This is a genomic window from Rhizobium sp. HT1-10 (assembly GCF_049472505.1).
GTDB lineage: Bacteria > Pseudomonadota > Alphaproteobacteria > Rhizobiales > Rhizobiaceae > Rhizobium.
Window position 1 is genome coordinate 638,910 of sequence record NZ_JBCEBQ010000001.1, and the last position, 12,785, is coordinate 651,694.

Annotated in this window: 8 protein-coding genes and 1 tRNA gene; 6 read left to right on the top strand and 3 right to left on the bottom strand. The window is 60.5% G+C overall.

Annotation, left to right across the window (positions count from 1 at the left end; genetic code table 11):
- Positions 1-17: 17 nt before the first annotated feature.
- Both VH564_RS03160 and VH564_RS03165 read right to left on the bottom strand, forming a co-directional pair.
- The gene (locus VH564_RS03160) at positions 18-1,949 is read right to left on the bottom strand and encodes a bifunctional 5-dehydro-2-deoxygluconokinase/5-dehydro-2-deoxyphosphogluconate aldolase (protein ID WP_423338357.1); all 1,932 of its coding nucleotides are present in this window, start codon (positions 1,947-1,949) and stop codon (positions 18-20) included.
- A gap of 97 nt (positions 1,950-2,046) precedes the next feature.
- Entirely contained in the window at positions 2,047-2,922 is an 876-nt protein-coding gene (locus VH564_RS03165) for a MurR/RpiR family transcriptional regulator (RefSeq protein WP_423338358.1), read from the bottom strand.
- Between the two features lie 377 nt (positions 2,923-3,299).
- On the opposite strand from VH564_RS03165, the gene VH564_RS03170 reads away from it, so the two are divergent.
- From VH564_RS03170 to VH564_RS03190, 5 genes are all read left to right on the top strand, one after another.
- Positions 3,300-4,517: an NAD(P)/FAD-dependent oxidoreductase gene (locus tag VH564_RS03170; RefSeq protein ID WP_423338359.1), complete on the top strand. Its 1,218-nt coding sequence runs from the start codon at positions 3,300-3,302 to the stop codon at positions 4,515-4,517.
- Between the two features lie 3 nt (positions 4,518-4,520).
- Positions 4,521-5,324, top strand: coding sequence for an aldolase/citrate lyase family protein (locus VH564_RS03175; RefSeq protein WP_423338360.1), 804 nt, complete (start codon positions 4,521-4,523; stop codon positions 5,322-5,324).
- Positions 5,325-5,472: 148 nt separating this feature from the next.
- Positions 5,473-5,563: transfer RNA gene (locus VH564_RS03180), tRNA-Ser, on the top strand.
- Between the two features lie 1,228 nt (positions 5,564-6,791).
- On the top strand, positions 6,792-7,853 hold the full coding sequence (locus VH564_RS03185; protein WP_423338361.1) for a porin: 1,062 nt from the start codon (positions 6,792-6,794) through the stop codon (positions 7,851-7,853).
- A gap of 372 nt (positions 7,854-8,225) precedes the next feature.
- Positions 8,226-9,287, top strand: coding sequence for a porin (locus tag VH564_RS03190; protein ID WP_423338362.1), 1,062 nt, complete (start codon positions 8,226-8,228; stop codon positions 9,285-9,287).
- Positions 9,288-9,490: 203 nt separating this feature from the next.
- Here the strand turns inward: VH564_RS03190 and VH564_RS03195 are convergent, their stop codons facing one another.
- A complete protein-coding gene (locus VH564_RS03195) occupies positions 9,491-11,434 on the bottom strand; it encodes a lytic transglycosylase domain-containing protein (RefSeq protein WP_423338730.1) in 1,944 nt (647 codons plus the stop codon).
- Positions 11,435-11,777: 343 nt separating this feature from the next.
- Between VH564_RS03195 and dapA the strand changes: the two genes are divergently transcribed.
- Positions 11,778-12,662 carry a 4-hydroxy-tetrahydrodipicolinate synthase gene (gene dapA / locus VH564_RS03200; protein WP_423338363.1) on the top strand — a complete coding sequence of 295 codons (885 nt, stop codon included), beginning with the start codon at positions 11,778-11,780 and terminating at the stop codon, positions 12,660-12,662.
- Positions 12,663-12,785 lie beyond the last annotated feature (123 nt).

Genomic DNA, 12,785 nt, shown 5'->3' on the forward strand with positions numbered 1-12,785 from the left:
CCCAGTTTTCTTTTTTCTTACAGGCCGCGTGTCTTCAGCCAGGCCTCGGTCAGATGCCGGAAACGGCCGGCCATGTCGGCAATCGCCGCCTCGTCGTCGATATCTCCGGCAAGCCAGCTGCGCGCGGCGTCCGCAAAGATCGTCCTTCCCACAGCAAAGCCCTTCACCGATGGCGCTGCCAGCGTCGCCTCGAAGCCTTTCAGCAGCTCCTCGGCCGGCGCCTCCAGTCCCAGAAGCACGATACCACGGCAAAGCGGATCGTTGTCGGTCACCACAGCCTCGATATTGCGCCAGGCGGCGGTCGAAGCCTGCGGCTCCAGCTTCCACCAGTCCGGCTTGATGCCGAGATCGTAGAGTTCCTGCATTGCCGTCGAGATCGTCGTGTCGTCGAGCGGTCCGTTCTTGCCGGCGATGATCTCCACCAGCAATTCGCGGCCGATCTTGCGCGCCGCCTCGAATAGCGTGCGAAGTTTCTCCTGCTGCTCCGTCTTCAGGTCAGCCGGATCGTCCGGATGATAGAAGCAAAGGCATTTGATGCAATGGTCGATCGGCCACTCGACGAGCTGCGAGCCGATATCCTGGCTGAACTCGAAGCGCAGCGGCTTCGAGCCCGGCAATTCCACCGGCCGGCCGATCCACGAAAAATTCTTGGTGGCGGCATCGAAGAAAGCATCGCGGCCGAAGCGCTCGTCGATCAGCATGCCGTAGCCGCGGCGTCCATCGGCCACCCTTGCTGCCGCCGAGACGGCCAGGCGCTTGAAGGCGTTGATCCGCTCATAGGGGACACCGAGTTCATCGGCGACGCTGACCAGCTGCGAACGGTGGTCGATGGCGAGCGCCATCAGCAGCGGGATCTCGCCGCGCCGCGTCGTCGCCCAATGGATATGATTGAGAGCCTCGTCCTTGCGCAGGGCGCGCTGCTCGCTACCCTGGGTCAGGAAGCTATCGAGTTCCGCCCAGGTCGGATATTCCGGCGAGCAGAGCAGACGCGAGACCGCGAAGGCGCCGCAGGCATTGGCCCAGGTGGCGCAGGTCTTCAGGCTCTCGTCCTTCAACCAGCCGCGCAGGAAACCGGACATGAAGGCATCGCCGGCACCGAGAACGTTGAAGACCTCGATCGGAAATCCGTCGCCGACGACACCGGCCTCCAGGTCGTCCCAAATTGCGCCGTCATAGACGATGCACCCCATCGCACCGCGTTTGAGCACGATCGTGGCAGCCGTCAGCTGCCGGATGCTCTTCAACGCGCCGAGCACGTCGTCGGCGCCGGAGGCAATGAGGATCTCTTCCTCGGTGCCAACGATCAGGTCGCAGTCTGGCAGGGTCTGCTGCATCTTGGCAGTCACCCGGTCGGACTTGACATAACGCTCGAAACCCTCGGCGTGACCGGCAAGGCCCCAGAGGTTCGGACGGTAATCGATATCGAAGATGACCTTGCGGCCGTTGGCCTTGGCAATGCGGATCGCCTTGCGCTGGGCGGCTTCGGTGTTCGGCTGTGAAAAATGCGTGCCCGACACCAGCACCGCGCGCGAGGAGAGAATGAAGGACTCATCGACATCCTCCTCCGTCAGCGCCATGTCGGCGCAGTCAGAGCGGTAGAAGATCATCGGCGACACGCCTTCGGCCTCGACTGCCAGCAGCACCAGGGCCGTCAGCCTCTGCTTGTCGGTGACGATACCATCCGTGGCCACGCCTTCGCGCCCCGATTGCTCGCGGATGAAGCGGCCCATCTGCTCGTCGCCGACGCGGGTGATGAGGCCCGATTTCAGCCCGAGCCTGGCCGTGCCGATGGCGATGTTGGCCGGGCAGCCGCCCACCGATTTCGCAAAGGAGGTAATGTCTTCCAGCCGAGAGCCGATCTGCTGGCCATAGAGGTCGACAGAGGAACGGCCGATGGTAATGACGTCAAGCGTCGGCTCCGGCTGGGCGCCGTTGTTCAAGTTGACCATGAAGTCCTCCGTCAAGATTTACGCCGGCATCTCCCGTTGCCGAGGCGTTGCGCCGATAATGAAACATCGGTTCCGCAATTTTGTCAATTCGGAATATTTATTCCATTTTCTGTTTTGCCGACCGAACCATCGCCCATTTCCGGCGCTGCTCGGCGATGGCAACCGGAAAGGCCATGATCAGCGCCATCGAGGCGGATAGAGATCGAAACCCGGCAAAATCCGCTTCCGCCACCTCGAACCAGTGGGTGGCGCCGGCGGCAAGCGGCGAAAAGGCCGAATCGGTGATGGCGATCAGCGGCACGCCCCGATCGACCAGCAACTGGCTCTGCGCCAGGCTCTCGGCAGCATAGGGCGAAAAGCTGGCAGCAATGGCCGCATCGCGCGGCGTGGCGAACTGCACGAGTTCCGAATCGACGCCGTTGGGCGACGCGACGATCTGGTGGCGGATGTTCAGCTTCGAGAACGCATAGGTCATGTGCGCCGTCAACGGATAGGAACGACGCTTGGCGATCAGATAAATGGTCTCGGCTTTCGCCAGGATTTCGACGGATCTGGCGAAGGCATCGGTCTGGATGGTCGCTGCCAGCCGGTTGATCGACTGGTTGGCGGCCGAGATGAAGCCGGAGAGGATCGCGGCATTCTCGTCCTCGACGCGCGTCTCCTCCAGCGAGATCAGCCGTTCTTCGTAGGTCAGCGTGCGGTCGCGCAGCCGTTCCCGGAAAATGCTCTGCAGGTCGGAAAAGCCCTCATAGCCGAGATGGCGCGCGAGGCGGACCAGCGTCGAGGGCTGCACATCCGAGGCCGTGGCGATGCTGGCGGTCGTGCCGAAGGCGATCTCGTCGGGATTGTTGAGGGCAAAGACGGCCACTTGGGCCAGCCGCTTCGGCATGGTTGCCTTGCGCTCGATGATCGTGCTGCGCAGGCTCTCGAAGTCGCGTGGCACGCGGGCGGTTATTGTGGCGTCCTCACTCATGCAGCATGCCCCAGCGTCAGCTCATTTTGAAACAGATATTCCATTTGTCACCATAAACCCGCAGTGCGTCTTTCGCTACCGGCTTTTTAAGCGTCTGAATTCCTTGCCCAATGTCGGGAGGTTTGAATACTTGCCATATAGCCGGCAGTCTGGTGACCTTGAAACGCGGTCCAGATATTCCAAATTTATCCCTGTAGCGAAATGCGCCGCGCGCCGCTGGCTGCCCGTTGCGGCCATTCGGTTTGGTCGAATGGCGGGAGCGGCTATGGCCGGCGGAGGCAAGCGCGGTTGACGCTTTCCGGGCAAGGCGGTACGCCTTCGCCTGAAGATGCGGTGTCGCGGAAGCTGCACGCTTTGAAAAGATCCGGAGAGATTGTGTGACGGGAAGATTGGTGATCGTCGGGGCAGGGCAAGCCGGTTTTGCGGTTGCCGCCAAGCTGAGGGCGCTCAAGGATACGCGGCCGATCACTTTGGTCGGCGCGGAGGAATCGCTGCCTTACCAGCGCCCGCCGCTGACGAAGAAGTACCTGCTGGGCGAGATGAGCTTCGATCGGCTGATGTTCCGCCACGAGGGCTGGTACGCGGAGAACGATATCGACGTCCGCCTCTCGACCTGGGCCGAACAGATCCACCGCGACAAAAAACAAGTCGTCATGCAGGACGGCACGGCGCTGGACTACGAAACGCTGGTGCTGGCCACCGGCGCCATGCCGCGTCGGCTGCCGCCCGCCATCGGTGGTGATCTCGAAGGCGTCTACGTTGCCCGCGACAAGCGTGACGCCGACCTGTTGTCCGCCGAGATGCGGGCCGGCCGCCGTGTCCTTATAATAGGCGGCGGTTACATCGGCCTCGAAGCGGCTGCCGTTGCCCGCCATCGTGGCCTGGAAGTCTCGCTGATCGAGATGGCCGATCGCATTCTCCAGCGGGTCGCCGCCAAGGAAACGGCTGACATCATGCGCGTGATCCATCAGGACCACGACGTGGTGATCCGCGAGAAGACCGGCCTGAAGCGCCTGGTCGGCAAGGATGGCCGCGTGGTCGCAGCCGAGCTTTCGGATGGCTCCACGGTCGAAGTTGATTTTGTCGTGGTCGGGATCGGTGTCGCTCCGGTCGACCGTCTCGCCAAAGAAGCGGGTCTTGCGGTCGCTAACGGCATTGTCGTCGACGATTACGTTCGCACCTCTGATCCGAACATCTATGCTGTCGGCGACTGTGCCGCACTGCCTTTGGAAGGTGAGCTTGTGCGCCTCGAATCGGTACAGAATGCCGTCGACCAGGCGGAGGCTGCCGCAGCCATCATCGCCGGCGGCAGCGAGCCCTACGTGCCGAAGCCCTGGTTCTGGTCCGACCAATACGACGTCAAGCTGCAGATCGCCGGCTTCAACAGAGGCTATGACGAGACGGTGTTGCGCCACGGTACCCGTGAGGGTTCAGCGTCGGTCTGGTATTTCAAGGCTGGCAGGCTGATCGCCGTCGATGCCATCAACGATGCCCGTGCCTATGTCACCGCTAAGAAGCTGATCGACGCCGGCATCACCCCGGACCGCGAACGGCTGGCCGACGCCGGCGCCGATCTCAAGACCTTGCTGGTGTAAATGATGAGCCTGCCGCCGAACGGATTCAAGATTGCGCTCCGCGAAGGTCGCCCGCAGATCGGCCTCTGGCTGGCGATGGCCGATGCCTATGCCGCGGAAGTCGCCGGGCATGCCGGCTTCGACTGGCTGGTAATTGACGGTGAGCATGGACCGAACGACCTGCGCAGTATCCTCGCGCAACTGCAGGCCCTGCAAGGCTCGCTTTCGGAGCCTGTCGTGCGCTTGCCGGTCGGCGAAAGCTGGATGATCAAGCAGTTCCTGGATATCGGCGCCCGCACGCTGCTCGTGCCGATGGTCGACTCGGCCGAACAGGCCGAGGCACTGGTGCGTGCGGTGCGCTATCCGCCAGGAGGTATCCGCGGCATGGGCGCCGGCATTGCCCGCGCGTCTCGCTTCAATACCATTCCCGGCTATGTCGCCGACGCCGGTGAGGATATCTGCCTGCTGGTCCAGGCCGAAACCCGTGCGGCTCTTGCCGATCTCGAGAGAATCGCCTCGGTTGAAGGCGTTGACGGCATTTTCATCGGCCCGGCCGATCTTGCCGCCGACATGGGATTCGCCGGAAACCTCGAGGCGGACGAAGTCCAGGCTGCTATAGAGACGGCAATTGCGACCATCGTAAAGGCGGGAAAACCGGCCGGCATCCTGACGTTCAACGAAATATTGAACCGCCGCTACCTGGACCTCGGTGCCAGCTTCGTGGCGGTCGGCGCCGACGTGACCGAGTTTTCCTCCGCGCTCCAGCGCCTGCGCCGCCGCTATGATTCACAGCCCGACCTGGCGCAGGATTCCCCGAGAGGCTACTGACCTGGCATCCGCACCAGCGAGCGCAAACGACGCGGGGCGAGGACAGGGAGTAGGACAAACCCCGTACTGATCCGCTACGCGACACTTTTCTGACGGCATTGGAAAAAAAACCTTGCCTTTAGGCCCCATGCCAAATAGTCACGGCCTCGGAGAGGTGGCCGAGTGGCCGAAGGCGCTCCCCTGCTAAGGGAGTATACGTCAAAAGCGTATCGAGGGTTCGAATCCCTTCCTCTCCGCCATCAATTTCAAAGTCATCAATCTTCTGACCAACTCACGCACTAGAGTGCGCTTCCTTCGCATAAGGCAGGACGCATCCTTGCCCTATCTTACGATCTCCTGAGTTTCTCCAGTCACCCAACATGCGCTTTGCCTAGAGCGTATGAAACCAGCAGATAGACAAATGGTCCCTCGGGCGCACGCGGCGACAGGCCAGCAGCCATTACTTTCCAAGAGCCCGCCAAAGGCTGGTCTCAAACAGACAACCTCGCTGATCGCGGCGCAGCAAACATTTTGTGAATTGATAATTAATTAGCCTGTGCAACAATAAGCATGCTGGCCTTGGAGTTGTCGTTTCGCTCCAAGCGTGACCCCCCTAACAATCCTTGGCCGGCACCTCCCTTTCTTGAAGGCCGCACGATATCGGCGGCTGCGCATCTTAGCAGCGACCTTCGCGACCATAGGGTTCGTGACTAGCGTCTTGGCGGTTGACCGCAACGGCCGTCCATTGAAGGATTACGGTCAATGAGCGTCTCTTAGAAACATGACGGGCCTCGCGATAGCGCCACATGGGCTCAAGTGGCTGCGCAATTCATACGTGCTTACCCGGCATGTCTCTCCGACCTGTCCCGAAATGCCACAGGTGGCCGGCCTGCACTCGTGAGCATTCGGTCCACCCCACCATATTGCAACAGCAACACCTGCTCGCTGTGCAGCCGCCGGCGATTCCTTGTCATCGATTTCGCTCCGGTGACGACTCAACATCCGATGGCGAACGCAGAATCAGCCACAAGAAAGCGTCGTCATGCCGATTCGACGGCCGGATAAGCGAAAGCAAGCCTCCCGAATCCTTTGAAGCCACATCTGCGAATGGTGCAGTCAGCCCCGTTTTTGCCGCACATGCGGCGAAGTTTTCCCTGTATTCGGGGCTAAACGCGGCACTTGCATGGGTGGGTGAGGGCATGCTGCACCACCTAAGTCCCGGCAAGATATGGCTTTTTCTTAATAAACCCTAAAGAAAGTGCCGGTCGGGTGGCGGGTTTGTGTCCTTTCGGCAACATGAATTGGGGAAGGGTCGCCCCAATACCCCCTTCCGGCAAGATGTCGATTGCGTGACGGCGCCCGTCGAGTATTTTCAACAACGGAAGCGAGGGCGTGATCGTCCACTTCTCGAAACATGGGGATGGGGCAGGGAATGCCTACGGGTTAAAAATCCCAGACCCAATTGAAACTTTGAACTGGAGGTCAACTATGAACATCAAGAGCCTACTTCTCGGCTCCGCTGCTGCCCTCGCAGCAGTATCCGGTGCTCACGCTGCAGACGCTATCGTAGCTGCTGAGCCTGAGCCGCTTGAATACGTCCGCATCTGCGATGCATACGGCGCTGGCTACTTCTACATCCCAGGCACGGAAACTTGCCTGAAGATCGGCGGCATGGTTCGTACCGAAGCTCAGTGGCACAACCCCTACGCTGTTGCCGACCGCTTCAAGCGCGGCACCGAGTGGCACACCCGTGCAGAACTCAACGTCGACACTGCAACGGACACCGAATACGGTCCGCTGAAGACCAACATGGTTTACCGTTTCGACTCGACTGAAGGTGTCAACGACTCCAAGGTTCTGTTCGCTACGATCAGCCTCGGTGGCTTCATCATCGGTAAGACCGACTCGCAGTACAATCAGTGGATCGGCTACGCTGGTAACGTCATCAACGACGATATCATCGGCGACGGACCTTACGAACTGAACCAGCTGTCCTACGTTTACGACGGCGGCAATGGCTTCACTGGCGTTCTGTCGGTTGAAGACAGCCAGTCTGGCGCAGGCGCAATCGATCCGAACACGGGTCGTGATGAGTCCGACCACTACACGCCTGACTTCGTAGCCGGCCTCGGCTACAAGACCGGCGCATTCGGCCTGAAGGTCGTCGGCGGTTACGACTCGGTTGTCGAAGAAGGTGCTGTCAAGGCTCGCCTCGACATGGACTTCGGCACGTTCTCGGCCTTCTTGCTCGGCCAGTGGAACACCGATGGCGACAAGATCAACCGTTACGCCAACGGCGATGCTAGCGGTCAGTCGACCGGCGACTGGCAGGTCTGGGGTGGCACGACCGTTAAGTTCAACGACAAGCTCGAGTGGAACACTCAGGTTTCGTACGCTGACAGCAAGACGTTCGAAGCTACGACGAACCTCAACGTCTTCGTTGCCAAGGGCTTCAAGATCCAGCCAGAAATCACCTACGTCAAGTACGACAACGCTGCTGTCGACGACGATACCTTCTCTGGTATCCTTCGCTTCCAGCGCACGTTCTAATCCATTCCGACTTCGGTCGGTTGGTAGAAGCCCGGCTTTCGAGCCGGGCTTTTTTTGCATTTGGACGCCATGCGCCGGGCAAGAAGTCGATGGCATGCGGCGCAGCTATGGCGTGTGGGAATATGACAGCGAGATCACGGTTTTGTGACGTGATCTTTGTGCAACGCAATAATCCAATCCGATGTCACAAAGGGCATCCGTTACACATTGATATTTCATTGTTATATTCAATCGGTATGTTCCGCTCAGAGCCGGAGCTGAAGCGCTTCGGTTCTCCCCAAGGGGGGGTCACATTACAGGGGATGGGGTAGGGCCCGCCGTTTCACGGCGCGACGTCTCATGCCCAGTCTTCTTTTGATTGGAGCTATCGAAATGAACATTAAGAGCCTTCTTCTCGGATCGGCTGCTGCCTTCTCGGTGGTATCTGGTGCACAGGCCGCCGACGCTATCGTTGCAGCTGAACCTGAACCGCTGGAATATGTTCGCATCTGCGATGCATACGGCGCTGGCTATTTCTACATCCCGGGCACGGAAACCTGCCTCAAGATCGGTGGCCGCGTTCGTTCTGACGTCAGCTGGTACAATGCCTACAAGGCTGGCCAGGACGCTGCTGCTCGCGGCACTTACTGGAAGACCCGCGCTGAACTGTCCATGGACACGGCAAGCGACACGGAATACGGCGCCCTCAAGACCAACGCAGTTTTCCGCTTCGAATCGGCTGAAGGCACCAACACCAACAAGCTCCTCTGGGCCAACATCAGCCTCGGCGGCTTCCTGATTGGTAAGGCTGACTCGGTTTACTCCGCATGGATGGGCTACGCCGGCGACGTCATCAACGACGACATCATTGAATACGGCATCAACGGCACCGACGAACTGAACCAGCTGACCTACAGCTACGACTCCGGCACCGGCTTCACGGCTGTTGCTTCGCTCGAAGACAGCAACAACGGTGCGGCAGCTGGCGCCAACGGCGAGAACAGCTCGGATCATTACGCTCCGGACGGCGTCCTCGGCCTCGGCTACAAGGCCGGCGCTTTCAACTTCCGCGTTGTTGGCGGTTATGACTCGATCGTCGAAGAAGGCGCTGTCAAGGCTCGTCTCGACGCCAAGTTCGGCGGCTTCACTGCCTTCTTGATGGGCGGCTACAACACAGACGGCAACAAGCTCAACAAGTATGCTGGCGCCGGCGGTGCTGGTATCGGCTGGGGCGACTGGGCTGTCTGGGGTGGCGTTGGCCAGCAGATCAACGACAAGCTGAAGGCCAACCTCCAGCTCGCTTATGACGACAAGAAGACCTTTGCTGCGACCGGTAACCTGAAGTTCAACCCGGTGAAGAACCTGCTCATCGAGCCGGAAGTCACCTACGTGAACTACGACAGCGTCAACAAGGACACCTGGTCCGGTATCATCCGCTTCCAGCGCGTATTCTAAGACGACTTTGATCTGACCTCCGATCAACGAGATGGCCCGGTATCCCAGCCGGGCCATTTTGCGTTCAACATCAATATCTTGAGAAAGCTAACCTCATCCGCATCCAAGGGATGCGAGCCGCGCGTCACGCGGAGCAAGCGATGCCGTTGCTCAGAGTGCTTGCGGCAGTTATTCGGATCGCTGGTGATTCGGTATCCGCAGGTTCAACCGCGGCCGTGAATGAGGTCCTGCTCGATATCGGTCTTCTGTCCGAGACGAGCCTTGTAGACCTGATAATTTTCCATCACCCTCTGCACGTAATTGCGTGTTTCCGGGAAGGGAATGCGTTCAATCCAGTCGACGACCTCATCAATGGATTTGCCGCGTGGATCGCCGTAGCGGCTGATCCATTCGGGCACCTTCTTCGGGCCGGCATTGTAGGCAATGAAAGTCAGGATGTAGGAGCCGCCGAAGGTGTCGATCTGTTCGCCGAGGTAGTGGGCACCGAGCGTGGCGTTGTAACCGGCATCCTGGGTCAGTCGGTCGGCGGAGTAGACGAGGCCATGGCGACCGGCCACTGCCTTGGCCGTCTTCGGTAGCAATTGCAGCAGCCCTCGCGCATTGGCGGACGATACGGCGCTGGGATTGAACGCGCTCTCCTGGCGGGCGATGGCATAGGCGAGTGCCTTGCCCGAACCGGCGATATTGGCGTTGTCGGGAATGACACCAATCGGGAAGGCGAGGGCGGCCACGTCGATACCGCGCCCATAGGCGATCTTGCCGACCTGCAGCGAGAGCTGGTGATTGCCGGTTCTCTCTGCCCGCGCCGCGAGGATGGCGATCTCGCCGGGGCTCTGCAGTTGCAAAGCCAGGGCACGGTAGAGGCTTTCCGCCCGCCAGCCATTGCCGGCCGCCTCCAGTCTGGCGATGGCAAGCACGGCTTCGCGCGACTGGAAGCGCTGCTTGTCCTCGGCCGTCGGGTTTGGATAGGTCACGTCGAGCGTGCGTCGTCCAAGCTTTTCGGCGGCAATTTGCCCATAGAAGGTGCTCGGCAGAGCGGCCGCTTTTGCATAGAATTCGCTGGCCTTGCCGGGGCCGCCGGCATCCGCCGCACGGCCGAGCCAGTACCAGGCGCGCGACACGGAAATCGGCCCGTTTGAAACCTGCAGGATCTTGCGGAAGTGGACGGCGGCCGTCGCCGGATCCTTGAGCCCGCGAAGAGCGTACCAACCGGCATGAAATTCCGCTTCGCCGACATCCACCGGGCTGACGGCGACATTGGCGGCGGCTATGCGATAGGCGTCCTTATAGTCGCCCTGATCGACCAGGCCGCGGCTGATGATTCGCTGCTCGTCCCACCATTGGCCGGGATCGACAAGCGCGCTTCGGTCGCGCGGCATCAGTGCCAGAAGCCCGGCAGCCTTGTCGTAGTTTTCCTGACGTCTTTCATATTCCACGCGCATGAAAAGATAGGCCGGATCGTTCTTCCACTGCGGCGATAGGGTGGCAAGCAAGGTCGCTGCATTGGCACTGCGGTTGTTAACCGCAGCCCACGCGTTGTAGAGCGACTGTGCCTTGCCGAGTTCGCCAAAGCGCTTGGCGTCCGCCGTCTTGCTTCGGTAGAGCAGGAGATCCATGCGCGCTTTATGATCGCCAGGACTGAGCAGACCGCCGAAAGCGGTGAGAAACTTGTCTTCCAGCGTCTTGTCCAGCATCTGGCTGCGCCAGACCTTGCGGACATACGCTGCAGCCTGCGCCGGCTTGCCGTCGGCGACCAGTGCCTTGGACAGCACGAACGCGCCCTCCGGCGTTTCGGGTGCGGTTTCACCGAAGGCAGCTAGAACCTGGGCCGCCGGCGGATCTTCCCGATAGAGGGCCCGCTCGGAGAAGCCGCGAAGGTTGGCAAGCCCCGGCCAGCCCGCCAGTTCCTGGGAGGCCGCGGCAATTTCGGCAGACGGCACTCCCGTCTGGCCAGATGTTACGATCGCCCAGGTCAGAATGTGACGGTCAAGCGTGCCGCGTGCCATGCCGTTGCGGACCGCCAGAGCTTCCAGAGGTTTTTTGTTCGACAGCGCATCGAGGCCAGCCTTGAGGTCGGCGCTCGCGGGGGCAAGGTTTGAAGTGCGAGGGATCGCGCCCGTTGTCACCGGATCGCTGGGCATCGCCATCGCGAGATCGTCGGCCGGTCGGCCGCTCGGTAGCGGCGCGCCAATCAGCGGCAGTTCAGACGCAAAGCTGCCCCAGGCGGCTATGATGCCGGCAATTGAGAGGACCAGGACAGTTTTCTTCATCCGGTTATCCACGCGAGAATTCATGTCCCCATACACTTGCCGAGACGCTGCTTAACGAAACCTTACTTTAGGCGGCATTTGTCAATCAAATATGATTTTGGAATTTGCAAAGAAGCCATAAACCGCGCTTGTCGCCGTCAAATGCCCGCTTTATGGTGCCAGCACATATAACCATGGAATACGGCCGAAGCGTGAAGTGCAAGGCCTTGAGGAGACTTGCATGTTCAGGGGATCCATTCCCGCTCTCGTTACGCCCTTCACTGATACGGGCGCTGTCGACGAAGCTTCCTTTACATCCCACGTCGAATGGCAGATCATCGAGGGCAGCAGCGGGCTCGTGCCGGTCGGCACAACAGGCGAATCGCCAACCCTCTCGCATGCCGAGCACAAGCGCGTCGTCGAACTCTGTATCGAAGTCGCCGGCAAGCGGGTCCCGGTCATGGCTGGCGCCGGCTCCAACAACACGCGTGAAGCGATCGAGCTTGCCCAGCACGCCGAAAAGGTTGGCGCCGCCGCGGTGCTGGTCGTCACGCCCTACTACAACAAGCCGACCCAGAAGGGCCTTTACGCGCATTTTTCGGCGATTGCCGAAGCCATCAAGCTGCCGATATACATCTACAACATTCCTGGCCGCTCGGTTGTCGACATGAGCCCTGAGACTATGGGCGCGCTGGCCAAGGCCTATGGAAATATCGTCGGCGTCAAGGATGCGACGGGCAAGATCGAGCGGGTTTCCGAGCAGCGCATCACCTGCGGGCCGGAATTCCAGCAGCTCTCTGGCGAAGACGCGACGGCGCTTGGCTTCAATGCCCATGGCGGCATCGGCTGCATCTCGGTGACCGCGAATGTTGCGCCGCGTCTTTGCGCCGCCCTGCAAAAGGCGACCCTTGCTGGCGATTACACCTCTGCCCTGGCAATACAGGATCGGCTGATGCCGTTGCACAAGGCCATCTTCATGGAGCCGGGTCTCTGCGGCGCCAAGTACGGCCTGTCGCGGCTCGAGCGGATGAGCCGCAACGTCCGCTCGCCGCTTCTGCCGACGCTTGAGCCGGCGACGGAAGCAGCGATCGACGCCGCGATGCGCCACGCCGGACTGCTGAACTGACCCATCGAGGACGCGAAGGCCTGTCTGTGTGCAGTCGCGTCTTCACATTCCGGTCATACTCCCCTATCTAGGGCCCTTAACAATGCAGCGGCGCGTGCTTTCTACGTGCCATAAATGATGCCG

Bases quoted from the DNA above. Each gene is read 5' to 3' on its own strand.
- VH564_RS03160 (WP_423338357.1), bottom strand. From the start codon at position 1,949: ATGGTCAACTTGAACAACGGCGCCCAGCCGGAGCCGACGCTTGACGTC.
- VH564_RS03165 (WP_423338358.1), bottom strand. From the start codon at position 2,922: ATGAGTGAGGACGCCACAATAACCGCCCGCGTGCCACGCGACTTCGAG.
- VH564_RS03175 (WP_423338360.1), top strand. From the start codon at position 4,521: ATGAGCCTGCCGCCGAACGGATTCAAGATTGCGCTCCGCGAAGGTCGC.
- VH564_RS03185 (WP_423338361.1), top strand. From the start codon at position 6,792: ATGAACATCAAGAGCCTACTTCTCGGCTCCGCTGCTGCCCTCGCAGCA.
- VH564_RS03190 (WP_423338362.1), top strand. From the start codon at position 8,226: ATGAACATTAAGAGCCTTCTTCTCGGATCGGCTGCTGCCTTCTCGGTG.
- VH564_RS03195 (WP_423338730.1), bottom strand. From the start codon at position 11,434: ATGGCGATGCCCAGCGATCCGGTGACAACGGGCGCGATCCCTCGCACT.
- dapA (WP_423338363.1), top strand. From the start codon at position 11,778: ATGTTCAGGGGATCCATTCCCGCTCTCGTTACGCCCTTCACTGATACG.